Raw genomic sequence first — 15,228 nt, forward strand, 5'->3', positions numbered from 1 at the left:
ACCGATGCATTTCGGCAACGCCCCGGAAAGAAACTTGGAAATCCATCTAGGCATCTTCAAATCATGGGAGTATGCAAACGTTTGGAATTTGAAATACAAAAAGATCCTTGAGGGAGGAAAACATGCTACGTTTTTGCAGTACTTCTGCAGTGTCACTCGTGCTTGCGATGTCACTGGCCACCGGCTCGGCGATTGCTCAGACCGAAACGACCGAACCGGCGAAGTCCGCCGAATCGGATCGCAAGCTGGACACCATCACGGTGACGGCGACCAAGTCAGGCGCCCAGGAACTTCAGTCCGTGCCCCTCGCCATCCAGGCGTTCGGAGCCGAAGACCTGAAGGTCAAGAACATCAACACGATCGACGACCTGATCTCCGCGGTGCCGGGCGCCTATGAAGGCCAGCGCCAATCGGTTGCGTCGCGCTCCTACAACCTGCGCGGCGCCGGCGGCAGCAATGCCAACGGCGATTCCCCGATCGGCTACTACCTCGACGACGTGCCGTTCATCGTCACCAACTTCGGCATCGCGCCGCCCGTACGTTTCCTCGACATGGAGCGCGTGGAAGTGCTGCGCGGACCGCAAGGCACGCTTTACGGCCAGGGCTCGTCGGGCGGTGTGTTCATCTTCCACACCAAGGACCCGAACCTCAGCGACATGGAATGGATCGCTGAACTGGAAACGTCCCATACCGAAGACGCCGAAGGCAACAATTTCGGCTATTCCGGCGCCGTGTCGATTCCGGTCATCAAGGACCGTCTCGCCGTGCGGATCAGCGGCGGCACCTCCGAGAACCCGGGCTGGGCAGACGAATACTACGGCCTGTTTGACGGCACCCCGGACGAAACTGGCGTCAACGACATGAAAAACGACGATGTCCGCATCGTCGCGCTGGCGAAGCCGACCGACAATATCACGCTGCGTGCGCAGTACTGGCACTTCCAGCCGCGCCAGAGCTTCCTCGGCAACATGGCATCGGTCGAGCCGGCCTATTACCAGAACACGCAAGGACAGCCGAGCTTCGGCAACGGCGATTTCAAGCTGCTCAGCTTCACCGCCGATGTCGATTTCGAGAATTTCTCGATCACCAGCGCCACAAGCGACCTGTCCGGAAACTTCGGCATCTACATTCCGCAGTCGCCTTCGGGCTTCTTCTCGAGCCAGTTTTTCCCGGAAATGTTCGCGCAGGAGATCCGCGCCTACTCTACCGGCGAAGGCCCGTTCAACTGGGTGATCGGTGGCCAGTACCTCGATGGCCAGGGTCCGCAGGAAAACACGCTCATCAACCCGACGGCCAACATCAACGCTGACAACAACACCATCACCAAGAGCCACGCCATCTTCGGCGAGATCAGCTACGATCTGATGGACGGAAAGCTGGTGCCGCTGGTCGGGCTTCGTCAGTACCATGACGAACGTACCTTCGAAGACGCCACAAGCTCGCTGCCCAACGAAAAGGACGTAACGACCTGGCGCGTGAACCTGTCCTACCTGCCGACAGATGACCTGACGATGTTCATCACGGCGGCCACCGGCTTCCGCGCGGGAATCGTGCAGTCGCAGGCCCAGGTGGCTTCGCTGCAGCTGGCCGGCGTGCCGGTGTCGGTGGCGCTCGATCCGGAGACGTCGAAGAACTACGAAGCCGGCCTGAAGTGGCGCATCTTCGACGATACCCTGAACATCGGCCTGAACCTCTACCAGACCGAGTACAAGGACATGCAGACGAACACGCCGGGTGGAATCACGGGCGTCAACGGCTTCTCGAACTTCGGGGACGCCACATCCAAGGGTCTCGACTTCGAGGTGCGCTGGATCACGCCGCTGGACGGCCTCTCGGTTGGCATCGTCGGAAACGTCAACGACACCAACTATGATACGGTGAACCCGGCTGTTCAGGCTGCGCTGCCGCTCTTCCGTCCCGGCTCGCGCGTCGTCAACACGATCGAGTCCAACTACCGCATCGACGCCTCCTACGCCCGCGACATTACTGCGGACATCGAAGGCTTCGGCAATATCGGCTACAGCCGCAACGGAGACCGTCTGCAGTCGAACGGACGCATCGCAGACCCCTACAGCGGTGCCAACTTCACGCTTGGCATGCGAACGGACAATTATGAGCTGTCGCTGTTCGGTACGAACCTGACCGACGAACGCGGCCCGACTTTTGTCGGCAATGCCGGCGTACCTGCGGGCGCAGGTCCGACACCGCGCACGCTCGGCGTTCGCCTCCGCGTGATGTCGCAATAAGCGGTAGTGCCGTGCCTCGCCCTACCCCTGGGGCGAGGCACATTTTTCGCAGGACCTCCTCAGCGCCTGGTCGCTGAGGTTTTCTTTTTTCACTGCGCACCATCGGGCAGAGCCGGTCTGGGCCGCGACCCCTGCCACCCGCCCCGCGCGCCATAAACTCAATGTGTTCGTTTCTATGCCGCGAACGCAACGGTTGCGGCGGCAAGCCATCAGCCTGAAACTCCGCCGGCCCCCTGGCACGAAGCGGCCTCATGCAAGGCTGAAATGTTCTCAGCCGCCTGGTCAGTCACACATCACCGAAAGGCGTTGCCCGGCTTGATGCCGGCTGCCTTGAAGATCATGGCGGCCGGGCAGAAGCCTGTGATGGATGCCTGCAGCATGTTCAGGCCTGCAAAGGCGGTGAGGAGGAACCAGTAAGGCGATACGAAATAGCCAAGCGTGAGGCTCAGCAGGACTACAAGTCCGGCAAAGGCGAGGACAGCGCGGTCAAGGTTCATGGGATGGTCTCCGTGCGAACAGGATTGAGGGTCAGGCGAGTGTGAAGGCTTTGCGGATCCAGGTCTCAAGCCCCGCCCCGGTCTGGGCGCCGGGTTGGTTTGCGATGAGCCTGCCGCCGCTCCAGCCGAAGAGCGTGGGAATGCCGCGAATCTGGAGACGGGCTGCTGCTTCCCTGTTCTGGTCGGAGTCGAGTTTGAAGAAACGCACGTCGGAATTCAACCTGCCAGCGGCAGCGCGGTAATGCGGCGCCATCATCCGGCACGGCCCGCACCACTGCGCCCAGACATCCAGCAGATAGGCGCCGGTGTCCTTGGACTGGAGATCAGCGAGTTGCTGGGAGGTGATGTCAACGGGCTCCGGCGTCGCCAGCCCTGCAGCGCAGCGGCCACACTTCGCGCCCGACAGCGACTTGTCAGCTGGCAGACGATTCAGCGCGCCGCAGGCCAGGCACAGGATATTCCGGTCTTTTTCGGATGCCATTGCCGTTCGCCTCACCCTGCCTTGATCTTGTGTGTCTTGATCAGTCCGAGCACGGCGTTTTCGTAGAAGGTTTCAGACACACCTGACTTGACCTTGCCGATGAAGTATTTCTCGAAGCCGACTTTCGCGGTGTGAACCCAGCCGCCGGAACCAGACCAGTTGACATTGCGCGGCGGGATCTGCGGCTGCGCAACGAAGGCCACGCCCTTGTCTCCGAAGTCGGCCAGGCAGATGGCGTTCCAGGTTGCTTCGTGCGTGGGCTCCTCGCCCCTGACGATCTGGCCGAGATTCTCCGCCGTCGCGGTCACCATGGATTCAATCATGAAGCCCGTTTTCGGCACACCGACCGGCACCGGCGTCTTGCCGATCGGCGGGATCGCGATGCAAACGCCAATGCCGAAGATTTCCTTGTACCGCTCGTTTCTCTGGTGCCTGTCGGTGAGGATGAAACCGCGCGGATTGGTCAGGCCCTCAATCCCCCCCACGGCCTCCACGCCCCGGAAAGCCGGGAGCATCATCGAGAACTTCATCGGGAGTTCGTGAACCTGCTTGACGCTGCCGTCTTCGGCCATCTCCTCGACAGTCATCTTGCCGGGCTCAGCTTTTTACGACACGGGCGTTGGTGATCCACTTTATGTGTCGCTCGCGCAGTTCACTTTCGAGCAGGCTCTTCGTGTCACCGACGCCGTCGAGGCCGAGGTGGCCGATGTAAGGCTCAGACGTCACGTAGGTCATCGGAACGCGGTCGCGAATCTTCCGCCGCCGCAGCTCGGTTTCAATGATCATGAGGGTCTCGTAGGCGGGCCCGAAACACGACGCGCCCTGCACGGCGCCGACGATCACGGGGCCCGGATCGGCGCAGAACGCTTCGAACGCAGCGTGCGCCTGCAAGGCATGATCTATGTGGCAGACCGATTGCGTGTGCCCGTCCGGGCCAAGCCCTTCGATTTCGTCGAAAGCCAGCTCAGGGCCGGTTGCGATGACGAGATAGTCGTAGGGCACGTCCCGGCCGCCCGACAGTCGGACCCGTTTCTGGTCCGGTTCCACTTTCTCGGCCTTGCCGACGACCAGTTCGATGCGCCGCTTCTTCATCGGCTTCGCCAGGTCGACCACGATGTCCTGCCGGTCACGCCAACCGACGAGGACCCAGGGGTTCGACGGCACAAACTGGTAGAAGGGATTCTCGTTGATCACGACCACGTCGTCTTCGGGCCTGACCGATTTTCGGATTTCATAAGCGGCGATGACGCCGCCGAGGCCCGCACCCAGAACTACAATCTTCGCCATGGCAGACTCTCCCCTTTGTTGAGCGGCGTCTAGCATATTTTATTATTTCATAATATATGTAAATATACGCATTGCGGGCGGGATGAAGATGTTTCGATCTGTCCGGCAGCGAAGGATTTGAAAGATTGAAGGAACGCGGGATGGAACGTCTGCCGGGGCGGATGACGGGCAGCAGGCTTCCGAGGCGGCCTTCGGGCGCCCGAATGATCATGGCAACGGGGCTCAGTCTCGCAGCAATGCTGATGACTCCGGTCCCGATCGCCCATGCCCAGCCCCTGACTGTGGAAGAAGCGGTCGTGGTCGACTACCGCCCGGTCATTGCCCGCATTGAAGCGGGCGACACCGCGACCGCCCGGTCGCGCCTTCAGGGCGTGGTCACGCAGCTGAACGTCGTCGAGGGCCAGATCGTCAAGGCCGGCAGCCTGGTCGCAGTGGTCACGGACAGCACCCTTTCCCCCCAGCTCTCAGCGCTCGGCTCCACAATCGAGGGACTGAAGTCGCAGGTGAAACAGCGGGAAAGCGACATTGCACGCAATGAAGGCCTTCTGGCGCAGGGCTTCTACCCGCGCGCACGGCTAGATGAGGAAAAGACCTCGCTCGACGTCCTGAAGCGAAGCCTAGCAACAGCTGAAGCGGAGAAGCGCGCGTTGTCGGCCCGAGAGGCCGAAGGCCGCATCCTGGCGCCGGCGGACGCACATGTGACTGATGTCGGCGTGGTCAAAGGATCGGTTGTTTCTCCGGGAGACGTTCTGGCCAGCTTTGCGACGGTGAACGGGGTCGTTCGCCTCGCTTTGCCCGAGCGCCACGCGGCGACGCTGGAAGAAGGCGAGACCATTTCGCTGCGGCTGCCTTCCCGCTCGGATGAAATCCGCACGGCGACCGTGATCCGGATCTATCCCGAGCTGAAACAGGGCTCCGTCATCGCCGACGCGAAAGTCGAGGGCGGTCTGACGGCCCCTGTTCGGAGAACGGGTTGATGTGCTGGCGCCCGTCGGTGAGCGGCGAGCGATCCGGATTCCAAAAGACTATGTGTCGACCCGCTTCGGCGTCGACTTTGTCCGGGTCCAGGTGGGCGAGCGCTTCATCGACGCGCCGGTTGCACTGGCAGCGCCGCTGGTGGACACGGCCGGGCAATTCGAAATTCTCTCGGGCCTGAGGCCCGGTGACCGGATCGAGAAGCCGGAAACGCGTCCATGAAGCCCGACCTGTCCGGCGCGATCACACGCGCAACCATCCGCTCGCCCCTCACGCCCCTGTTCCTGCTGTCGGCATTGGCGGTCGGGCTGATCGCGCTGCTCTCGATCCCGCGCGAGGAAGAGCCGCAGATCTCCGTGCCTATGGTCGACATCATGGTCTCGGCGCCCGGGCTTCGCGCGGCGGATGCGACCGAGCAGGTGACCAAGCCGCTCGAAAGCATCCTGATGGCGATTCCGGATGTCGAGCACGTCTATTCCCAGACGCGCGATGACGGCGCGCTCGTCACAGCGCGGTTCGCCGTGGGCACGGATGCGGACAATGCCATCCTGCGCGTGCACGAGAAGATACGCGCAAACCTCGACTCCATTCCCTATGACGTGCCGATGCCGCTCGTGGTCGGCCGCGGGATCAATGACGTGCCGATCGTCACCCTGACGCTCTCGCCCGATGCCTCCACCGGCAATGTCTGGAACGATACAGCCCTGCGGATGGTCGCAGACGAGCTGCGAGGCGAGTTGACGAAGGTCAAGGATGTCGGCCTGACCGACGTGATCGGCGGGCGGCCCCTGGAATTGAGGATCGAGCCGGAAGTGGAAGCCTTGTCGGCGCAAGGCGTCTCGCTGCAGACGCTGGTGCAGAGCGTCTCGGCCGCGGCCGCCGCGCTGCCGTCTGGCCGGGCGCACCAGGAAGGCGAGTCCCTGATCGTGCAGGCGGGTGACCGGGTCGCGGCGGTGAATGAACTTGAGCGCCTGCAGATCCGGGGCGCAGGTGGACGCGTTGTCTATCTCAGCGACGTCGCGAATGTCCGCGTGACCTGCGCTGAAACAGATTCGCGCGTGTGGACGATACAAGCTGACGAGGCGAGCCATCTGGACGCAAGGCCCGCAGTGACCGTGACGATTGCCAAACGGCCGGGCGCGAATGCCGTTGTCGTCTCTGAAGCGGTGCTCCAGCGGCTGGAATCGCTGAAAGGACCGCTGGTTCCGGACGGCGTGAACGTCGAGGTCACGCGCAATTATGGCGCGACGGCAAACCACAAGGCGAACGAGCTCCTGTTCCATCTGGGGCTGGCCACCGTGTCGATCGTCGTGCTGATTGCGTTCAGCATTGGCCGGCGCGAAGCGCTGGTGACCCTGATCGTCATCCCGACGACCATCCTGCTGACTTTGTTCGCCTCGTTGATGATGGGCTACACGATCAACCGGGTTAGCCTGTTTGCGTTGATCTTCGCCATCGGGATCCTTGTCGACGATGCGATCGTGATCATCGAGAACATCGCTCGCCATTGGGCGATGCAGGATGGCCGCACGCGCGCGGACGCCGCGATTGATGCCGTATCCGAGGTGGGCAATCCGACTGTCATCGCGACGCTGACCGTAATCGCGGCACTATTGCCGATGATGTTCGTATCCGGATTGATGGGCCCCTACATGGCGCCCATTCCGGCGAATGCGTCGGCCGCCATGGTGTTCTCGTTCTTCGTGGCAGTTGGCATCGCCCCCTGGCTGATGATGAAAATTGTCAGCAGGGCGCCCGCAGGCGCGCAGGCTCACGTGCATGCTGGTGAGACACGCCTCAGCGGATTCTACCGGCGCGTCGCCGCGCCGATTGTTGCATCGAGGCGCAGCGCGTGGATTTTCCTGATCGCGGTGGGCGCTGCGACGCTTCTTTCCCTCCTCTTTTTCGTTACCCGGGCCGTGCCGGTCAAACTGCTTCCCTTCGACAACAAGTCCGAGGTGCAGGTGATCGTCGACTTGCCGGAAGGCGCGGCGCTTGAAGATACCGAACGCGCGCTGCTTGCGCTGGCTGATGCCATCGCACCGGTCGAGGAAGTAGAGACGATCCAGGCCTATGCCGGCACAGCGGCCCCGTTCAATTTCAACGGTCTCGTGCGCCACTACTTCCTGCGCGCCAGCCCCGAGCTCGGCGACCTGCAAGTGAACCTCACCGAGAAAGAGGAGCGCAGCCGCGCCAGCCATGAAATTGCGCTTGATCTGCGCGCGCGTGTGTCAGCGGTGCCCCTGCCCGAAGGCGCGCGCGTGAAAGTCGTTGAAGTACCGCCCGGCCCACCTGTCATCTCGACCCTGATGGCAGAGATCTATGGTCCGACGCCCGAAGTGCGCCGCAAGACGGCAGCCATCATCGAGCGGTTCTTTGCCGAGACCGACTTCATCGTCGATGTCGACAATTCCATCGGCGAAGCGGCGCCGCGGATGACCTTCGGAATCGACGAGCCGAGCGCTGCAGACGCCGGCGTTCTGCAGTCGGATATTCTGGACACGATCAATCTGGCCTTTCATGGCCAGACCGTCGGCGTCTCGCCGCGCGGCGAAGGCCGCGATCCGCTCAACATCCGCGTCTATCTGCCCAGTTCCGAACGTAGCTGGTCGCAGCAGACAGCCGCGACGCCGGTGCCGCGGCGCCTCGCTGGCACGGACGTGGCGCCGGCCGAGCTTGGCGAACTTGTAGAACTGCGGGAGGAGGAAGGATCGTTGACCATCTTCCGCCGCGACGGGCACTTTGCCGACATGGTGCTCGGCGAACTTGCGGGACGGTTCGAGGCGCCGATCTACGGGATGTTCGAGATCGAGGCCCGCATCAAGGCGTTCGACTGGGCGGCCGAGGGCCTGGAAATGCCCTCGATCAGCCTTTACGGTCAGCCCGCGGACGAAACCAGGACCAGCCTGCTCTGGGACGGGGAATGGGAAGTGACCTATGTGACGTTCCGCGACATGGGCCTTGCGTTCGGCGTTGCGCTGATCGGGATCTACATCCTGGTGGTCGCGCAGTTCGGCACATTCCGGGTGCCGCTGATCATCCTGACGCCGGTGCCTCTGACCTTGATCGGCATCATGATCGGTCACTGGCTGTTCGGCGCGGCGTTCACGGCCACGTCGATGATCGGCTTCATCGCACTGGCGGGCATCATTGTGCGCAACTCGATCCTGCTGGTCGATTTTATCCGCCACCTGAGCGATGACGAGACGCCCTTGCGGCAGGTCTTGCTGGACGCCGGCGCCATCCGGTTCAAACCGATCCTGCTGACGGCGCTCGCTGCCATGATCGGCGCGGCGGTCATCCTCGCCGACCCTATCTTCCAGGGACTGGCGATTTCGCTGCTGTTCGGCCTCGCTTCCTCGACAGCCCTTACTGTTCTGGTAATCCCCGCGATCTATATAGCCCTGAGGGGGCCGGAATGGCGGCCGGTCAGGCCCGCACAGCCCGGCGCGCCCACTGAAACAGGAGAAGGCCTTTCCGATGCCATTGAAGCTTGAGGCTGCCGGCGCGATCGACATTGTCGCGGGCCGCGCCGCCGAGGCCGCCAGTACGCTGAAAGCCATGGCGAGCGAAACGCGCCTGATGATCCTCTGCGCGCTCAGCTCAGGCGAGTTGCCCGTAAATCGGCTGGCCGAAATCACCAGCCAATCCCAGTCGACGGTTTCCCAGCACCTGTCAAAACTGCGCGCGGCGGGTCTTGTTGACAGCCGGCGCGATGGGCAGACGATCTACTATCGCAGCCTCGATGGCATCGCGCGCGATGTCATCGATGCGCTCTGCCAGCACTATACCGACGAGCCGCCAGCCCCGGGCTGAACCTTCAGGTTGTCGCTGGCCAGCAAGACGAGTCCAAGCCATGGGCTACGAATGCCGCGCTGCCCTCATCAGTCCTGCCGGCGTCACAAGTCCGCCAGTTTGACAGGGGCCGGAAAATTCCAGCCCGGAACGGTCCGGACCTGGGTCTCTGAGCAACCAATCGAGAGGGTCTGCAAATTCATGGCCGGATTTCCGAGGAGCTGGGTCACTGGAGCGTTTCTGACGGTACCGGGTGCCCCGGACCGTCGCCGGCGCTGACGATCTGACCCAGCTTGTCCCTGAACCGCCGGTGGCCATGCAACGAGACTTTGGCTCGAAACCCCGGGGCAGGTCAAAGCACGACGAGCCGCGTCGCTAGCGGGGGCTTTCAGTGACAGCCGCCGGTCCTGAGGTTCTCCAAGGCAGGTCGTTGGGCAGACTGGTGCGCAGCGCAGACAGCCAGGTCCACGGTCCGCATACATCCTGGCCTTCCTGTCCCCGCAAAATAGGTGCCGCCGCGACATCGACCGCATCGATCCGGCCGAGGCCCGCGGCGATCGGAGCGCCAGCGGAATCCTGAACAGGAATCCGCGGGCTGTCGTCGAGCAGGTCGTCCACAAAGGCGGTAACGATCGGTCCGCTCAGCCGCCGCTGGCAGATCTCGCCTGCAAGTTCTGCCCGGGTCGGGCGCCAAACGGTCCAGCTGACATCGAATTGCCGGACCGTTCCGTCGTCTTCCGATCCCCAGATCAACAGCCGGGTTCCGTCCGGCGAGAACTCTGCCCCCCTCAAGGACGGCTGTTCCAGCGGCAGGCCAATCAAGGCCCCCGTTCGAAGATCCCAGATCTCGGCGGCGCCACTTTCCGAACCTATCGTCACGGCGCGCGAATGATCGCGGCTGACATCCAGAACAAGACCTTCCTCTTGTCGCGGCTTGCCGAATGTTTCGCCCGTGCGCAGGTCGATGAACACATCATTGCTTCTGCCGCCGGTTCTGGGACCCCATGTCCGTCCGGCATAAGCGAACATCCGGTCCACATCTTTGTCCTGAATGGGCTCGCCAATTCGGGCAAAGGAGACGGCGTCCCATTCCTGTCCCGAGCCGTCATACGCGCGCGTAAGTATACGTGTTCCGTCCTCGGAGTAAGCGGCGTACCGGATCGTGTTGCCGGTCGCATGCATGTCCAGCCTCGCCCCGGTCGCTGCGTTCCAGACTTGGATGTTCTGATCCTCCGTTGCGGTCAGAATCCGGCTACCGTCCGGAGACAGCGCAGCGCTTCGCAGCTCCGGCTCAAGCCGGATCGCCGGAGCCAGGGGTTTCAGCGTGGCAAGGTCCCAAACCCGGATGCCCTCGCCGGAATCGGAGGTCAGCAGGCGCGTATCGTCACGCGAGAATGCGGCGTCATTTGTCGTAACGCTGCCGGACGCCCAGACCAGCTCACCCGTGGCCGCATCCCAAAGCTTGGTGCCATGAGACCCCCAGCTCAGGATCTTTTGCCCGTCGTGAGAGTAGGTCGCGCGCGCCATGACATACTCGCCCTCATCATGCACCATCACCCGTCCGATCCGCGCTCCGCCAGTTGTGCGCCAGGTGCGGACGGTGCCGTGGCCCCAGGTGACTACCCTGTCGCCGTCAGCGGAGAACGCCGCCCCTTGAATGGCGCCGTCCTGCCGGAATGCGACGCCAGCCTTCTTTCCGGACGACGCATTCCAGAGCTGCGCAGTGCCTTCCGAGCTCCAAGTCAGCATGCGGTTGCCATCCGGCGAAAACTGCGCGCCGCGGATTGGGCGCTCTGCGTCGATGTCGATCGAGAAGGCGGGCGTGCCGCCCAGCCACCAGAGTTGAGCGGAGCCGCTAGACCAGGAGAGCAGCGTACTTCCATCGACTGAAAGGACGGCGCCGTCCAGTTCCGACCCGTGCGGAAAGGCCGCTCCCAATTGTTCGCCTGAGTCGGCATCCCAACGCCGCGCCATGTTGTCAGCGCCCCAGGTCGTCACCGTCTTGTCGCCGGGCTCCCACCGCGCGCCAACGGATGGCAACCAGGGTTCCTCATCCACGATCACCATTTCATGCTTCAGCAAAACCGAAGAAACTCCGCCGACGGGCTGGATCGAGGCCATTCCGTGGGCCCATGCCAACACCCGGTTCCCGTCATGCGAGAACGCCGCGCCGACAGAAGTGTTGTTGGCGTCGTCACCCCAGCTCATTCCCAATCCCCAGGGATGCACGATCAAGGGACCGATGGCTGCAGCATCCGGCCCGACCGACCAGACTTGGGCTTCAAATCGTCTGGCGTCGCCATTGTCGGTCCACGTAACCAGCCGTGCGCCATCGGAGGAAAAAGCAGCGCCCGCCCATTCGGTATCGTGCGGCAACGGAATCGCCGCGAGCGGTGCACCTTCCTCATCCCAGACGCGGGCAAATCCGTCTCGCCCCCACGTCACGATGCGCGACGCGTCTTGGAGAAATTCCCGCCCGAGAGGCCGTCATGCTCGATGGTGGAGCCCACAGGCTCCTGCTTGTCGAGCGTCCAAAGCCGCGCCGTTCCATCAGAGGCCAGTGTCATCAGGCGCCGCTCGCCTGTGTGACCCGGGCCGCGAATATCGCTGCGTCGGCCGGCCCATCGGCGCCTTGAACCCGAGGATGCCGCATGGGCTTGCCGATGGCAGCGCCGGTCTCCGCGTCCCACAATTGTGCGGCCCCGCTTTCGCCCCAGGTCAGCACGCGGCGGCCATCAGAAGACAGCCAGGCGCCCAGGAACTTGTCTTCCCCGGTCCGTATATCCGCCAGCATGGAACTGCTCAACGCCCCTGACGCCAGGAGGTTCTCCGCCTCGGGCACAGCGGGTGACAGCCAGTTGTCCCGCGCGGCCAGAACAGACATTTTCAGGCCGCGTACATAGTCCTCTTCGGTATAGAATTTCTGTGCAGCCAGCGCGAACATCTGCGAACGTGACAGTCCGAGATTGCGTTGCCCGAGAACGACAAGTCCCGCGCCGGCCAGCGTGATCACGAGAGCCGTAAGCACAAGCCCTCCGATCCATCTCTGGAGGCTGCGTTGACGGGCCAGCGAGCGGCGCTCCTTTTCGAGCCGGCGCGTTTCTCCGGCCCGGCTCGCCTCGATATAGGCCAGCACGAGTTCCGACACTTCCGGCGCGCTCGCTGGCCGCCGTGCGGACCAGGCCTCTGCCGCGCTGATTTCGCCGCCGTGCAGCAGCGGTAGTTCAGGCCGCGCTGACTGGCGCCAGTCAGCCGCGCTCACGGCTAGCCGCGTTGCCTCCCGAAGCCACAGCACATCCCGTTCGATGGCGTCGACGAGTTCGCTCACCGACGCGTCGAAGCGTGCCTCGTCGGCGAAGGAAATCTTGACGTTCAGCGCCGCCAGCCGCGGCGGCGCCTTCGCAAAATCGATGGGCCGGCAAAGCACCGGCACGATCCGCTTGCCCATGTTCCGGGCATGCGCGATTTCCTCATCGCAAACGCGGGAGCCGGCGCTGTCCGGCGAGACGACGAACACAAAGACATCGGCCAGCGTGATCATCTGCTGCAGGCGCGTCCACCATTCATCTTCGGCCGAGATGCCGGCCTCGACATTGCCCGGGTCATGGGTGGAGTTATCGAAATCCGCGAGATACCCGCGCGCGCTCAGGGCCTCGGACAGACGGGCAATAAAAGTCGCATCCTGCGAGAATATGACAGGAAAACCCTAGGAGACTGTGCGGCTTCTGTCGCCGCATCAAGGCGTGCCATCTCCCCTCCGACCAGCATCATCTGAATGATAGATCAGTTTCGAGCAGCGTTAAGCGAGGTTGAGGGTAACCCGCCGGAAGCACCCCGAACGGGGCGTATCAAAGCATATCTGCGGTCTCGAAACCCGGCTCGTGATTGCGGCGCCGGGAAGTTCGTCTCTGGCCGAGGAGCCCGCACTCTGGTGTGTTGTGTCTGAGCCCGCGCCGCCTCGTTTCAAGTCGTCTTCCGGGACGTGCCTGCTTTTTCGCCGCCGCACGGCGCGGCGACTGGACGGCAGGCATGCAAACGAGGGGCCGGAACGCGCCGCATTCGCCATTCAGGCCAGGCTCATGTGGGAACGGATGTCCCTTCGCTGATTACCCGGGCCTCAGCCGAACAGAGGTCCGGGCTTACAGAGACCTCACGCGCGAAATCAAACGTGGGGTCAGATTGCCGCTTTGCTTCCGATCCTCTGCTTCTTCGCGATTGCGGCAGCGCGCCTTGCAGGCACGCCCAGCCCCGTGAGGCCGAGCACCAGCATATCCGACAGACGCCTGTCAGCTTCACTGGCAGGGATGCGGCCCATCAAGGCGTCCTGCATCAGAACCCGACAGAGCCCCAGCCAGTATAGAACCCCGAGGCGTTCAGCCTGCGGCCGGATGAGCTTGCGCGAGGCGGCCGCCTCAATGTCTGCGCGCAGGCCATCGTTCAAAGGATGCTCTCGCATCGTCGGCGTGCCCATGCTGCGCAAGAGCGCCGTGCTCCGTTTCGGTTGCCGGATCGCAAACTCGAGGCCGACACGCATCCCGCCTGCGATGCGTTCAACCGGATCGCTGACTGTTTCGTTCGCTTTGGAGACCAGCGCCTCGAGCTCAAGCCTGACCTCCCTGGCGATCGCCGCGGCGAAGTCACTTTTGTCCTTGAAGTGATTGAAGAAGCTGCCCTTCGCCACCCCTGCCCTGGCGACCAGGTCGTCAATCGGAATGGCGTCGATGGGTCGTTCGACAAGCAGGTCGAACCCTGCCGCCAGAAGCGAAGCGCGCGTGCGGGCAATGCGAGGAGACAGGTCGGTCATGTCCGATACCTAGTTGACTATCTGGTCAAATTCAAGATATCTGACCAAATAGTCAATACGTTGGTTCCCTCAGGAGCATGCCATGCCGGTGATCAGGGTTGAGGATATTGCGCACGTCCGGTTTTCGGCGCCCGATCTTGCGGCCATGCGCGCCTTCCTGGATGATTTCGACTGATCTGCTTTGAGGAGAACGGAAGGCTCTACGGCAAGGGACGCGACGGGCGCGCGTTCCTGCATGTCACAGAGCCGGGTGAGGCGAGATACCTGGCGGTCGGCCTGCGCGCGGCGTCGGTTGAAGATCTGGAAACGCTTGCGGCCTCCGAGGGCGCGCGCGTCGAGGACCTGCACGAACCGGGCGGCGGCAAGGTTGTCCGGTTGACTGATCCGGACGGCTATCTCGTCGAGGTTGTTGCGGGCCAGGCAGAACAGGAAGCCGTTCGACCAGCCGCAGATCTGCCGCGCAACACCGCTTCTGAAAAGCCTCGCCTGCGCCAGAGCGTCCGGCTCGACGCGTCTCCGGCGCATGTCATCCGCATCGGCCACGCCGTGCTCAAGGTCAGCGACTTCCGGACATCCGAGACCTGGTACAAGGATCGTTTCGGCTTCCTCACCTCGGACGAGGTCGAGGCAGCCAGGGACGTCCCGCTCGGCGCCTTCATGCGCTGCGACCGCGGCGACAGGCCCTCCGACCATCATACGATATTCCTGGCGCAGCTCCCGGGAGAGCTCGGCCTGCTCCACGCCGCCTTCGAAGTGACCAATCTCGATGACCTGATGCTCGGGCATCAGTTTCTCAAGTCGAAGAAACACGTCGCCGCCTGGGGTGTTGGCCGCCACATCATGGGCAGCCAGATCTTCGACTACTGGAAAGATCCCTTCGGAAACGAGCTTGAGCACTGACCGACGGCGATCTGTTCACGGCGGCCGACCCGCCGCAGAAGATGCCGGTGAGCGCGCTTCTTGCCGTCCAGTGGGGCGCCCCGCATCCGATGTTCGCCGGCAGCAGGCCGCCGCCACCGGCCCTCGTCGCTTTCGTCATGGTCCTGATGATCAGACTGAAACGGCTGCCGCGCCGCCGGCCAGAGAGGAAACTCACATGAAACTTGCCACCTACACCGCAGAAGGCCAGACCCGCACCGGCAT

Annotated in this window: 10 protein-coding genes and 2 pseudogenes; 6 read left to right on the forward strand and 6 right to left on the reverse strand. The window is 63.1% G+C overall.

Annotated features, from left to right (window positions below; genetic code table 11):
• Positions 1-122: 122 nt before the first annotated feature.
• The gene (locus IPK75_00050) at positions 123-2,246 is read left to right on the forward strand and encodes a TonB-dependent receptor (GenBank protein MBK8196734.1); all 2,124 of its coding nucleotides are present in this window, start codon (positions 123-125) and stop codon (positions 2,244-2,246) included.
• A 293-nt stretch (positions 2,247-2,539) separates the two neighbouring features.
• Here the strand turns inward: IPK75_00050 and IPK75_00055 are convergent, their stop codons facing one another.
• The 3 genes and pseudogenes from IPK75_00055 to IPK75_00065 all read right to left on the reverse strand — a co-directional run bounded on the left by IPK75_00055 (position 2,540) and on the right by IPK75_00065 (position 4,511).
• Positions 2,540-2,743: a DUF2892 domain-containing protein gene (locus IPK75_00055; GenBank protein ID MBK8196735.1), complete on the reverse strand. Its 204-nt coding sequence runs from the start codon at positions 2,741-2,743 to the stop codon at positions 2,540-2,542.
• 31 nt (positions 2,744-2,774) lie between these two features.
• Complete coding sequence (locus IPK75_00060) at positions 2,775-3,224, reverse strand: thiol reductase thioredoxin (GenBank protein MBK8196736.1); 450 nt, start codon at positions 3,222-3,224, stop codon at positions 2,775-2,777.
• 11 nt (positions 3,225-3,235) lie between these two features.
• Positions 3,236-4,511: pseudogene (locus tag IPK75_00065) on the reverse strand (NAD(P)/FAD-dependent oxidoreductase).
• Between the two features lie 236 nt (positions 4,512-4,747).
• Here IPK75_00065 and IPK75_00070 point away from each other — a divergent pair.
• The 4 genes from IPK75_00070 to IPK75_00085 are packed head-to-tail and all read left to right on the forward strand — an operon-like array spanning position 4,748 to position 9,302.
• Positions 4,748-5,488 (forward strand): HlyD family efflux transporter periplasmic adaptor subunit, encoded by a 741-nt coding sequence (locus tag IPK75_00070; GenBank protein MBK8196737.1) that lies wholly within the window; start codon positions 4,748-4,750, stop codon positions 5,486-5,488.
• Between the two features lies 1 nt (position 5,489).
• Complete coding sequence (locus tag IPK75_00075; protein MBK8196738.1) at positions 5,490-5,708, forward strand: hypothetical protein; 219 nt, start codon at positions 5,490-5,492, stop codon at positions 5,706-5,708.
• Positions 5,705-8,983, forward strand: coding sequence for an efflux RND transporter permease subunit (locus IPK75_00080; GenBank protein ID MBK8196739.1), 3,279 nt, complete (start codon positions 5,705-5,707; stop codon positions 8,981-8,983). The genes IPK75_00075 and IPK75_00080 overlap by 4 nt, the downstream gene beginning before the upstream one ends.
• The gene (locus tag IPK75_00085; GenBank protein MBK8196740.1) at positions 8,967-9,302 is read left to right on the forward strand and encodes a winged helix-turn-helix transcriptional regulator; all 336 of its coding nucleotides are present in this window, start codon (positions 8,967-8,969) and stop codon (positions 9,300-9,302) included. Before IPK75_00080 ends, IPK75_00085 begins: the two co-directional genes overlap by 17 nt.
• 354 nt (positions 9,303-9,656) lie before the next feature.
• Here the strand turns inward: IPK75_00085 and IPK75_00090 are convergent, their stop codons facing one another.
• The 3 genes from IPK75_00090 to IPK75_00100 form a co-directional block, all read right to left on the reverse strand.
• On the reverse strand, positions 9,657-11,726 hold the full coding sequence (locus IPK75_00090; protein ID MBK8196741.1) for a WD40 repeat domain-containing protein: 2,070 nt from the start codon (positions 11,724-11,726) through the stop codon (positions 9,657-9,659).
• Between the two features lie 121 nt (positions 11,727-11,847).
• On the reverse strand, positions 11,848-12,975 hold the full coding sequence (locus IPK75_00095; GenBank protein MBK8196742.1) for a toll/interleukin-1 receptor domain-containing protein: 1,128 nt from the start codon (positions 12,973-12,975) through the stop codon (positions 11,848-11,850).
• Between the two features lie 480 nt (positions 12,976-13,455).
• On the reverse strand, positions 13,456-14,085 hold the full coding sequence (locus IPK75_00100) for a TetR/AcrR family transcriptional regulator (GenBank protein MBK8196743.1): 630 nt from the start codon (positions 14,083-14,085) through the stop codon (positions 13,456-13,458).
• Positions 14,086-14,167: 82 nt separating this feature from the next.
• Between IPK75_00100 and IPK75_00105 the strand changes: the two are divergent.
• Positions 14,168-15,185: pseudogene (locus IPK75_00105) on the forward strand (VOC family protein).
• Positions 15,186-15,228 lie beyond the last annotated feature (43 nt).

This window comes from Acidobacteriota bacterium (assembly GCA_016712445.1).
GTDB lineage: Bacteria > Pseudomonadota > Alphaproteobacteria > Caulobacterales > Hyphomonadaceae > Hyphomonas.

Excerpts from the sequence above, each read along its gene's own strand:
- IPK75_00050 (MBK8196734.1), top strand. The coding sequence starts at position 123 with ATGCTACGTTTTTGCAGTACTTCTGCAGTGTCACTCGTGCTTGCGATG.
- IPK75_00055 (MBK8196735.1), bottom strand. The coding sequence starts at position 2,743 with ATGAACCTTGACCGCGCTGTCCTCGCCTTTGCCGGACTTGTAGTCCTG.
- IPK75_00060 (MBK8196736.1), bottom strand. The coding sequence starts at position 3,224 with ATGGCATCCGAAAAAGACCGGAATATCCTGTGCCTGGCCTGCGGCGCG.
- IPK75_00070 (MBK8196737.1), top strand. The coding sequence starts at position 4,748 with ATGCTGATGACTCCGGTCCCGATCGCCCATGCCCAGCCCCTGACTGTG.
- IPK75_00080 (MBK8196739.1), top strand. The coding sequence starts at position 5,705 with ATGAAGCCCGACCTGTCCGGCGCGATCACACGCGCAACCATCCGCTCG.
- IPK75_00085 (MBK8196740.1), top strand. The coding sequence starts at position 8,967 with ATGCCATTGAAGCTTGAGGCTGCCGGCGCGATCGACATTGTCGCGGGC.
- IPK75_00100 (MBK8196743.1), bottom strand. The coding sequence starts at position 14,085 with ATGACCGACCTGTCTCCTCGCATTGCCCGCACGCGCGCTTCGCTTCTG.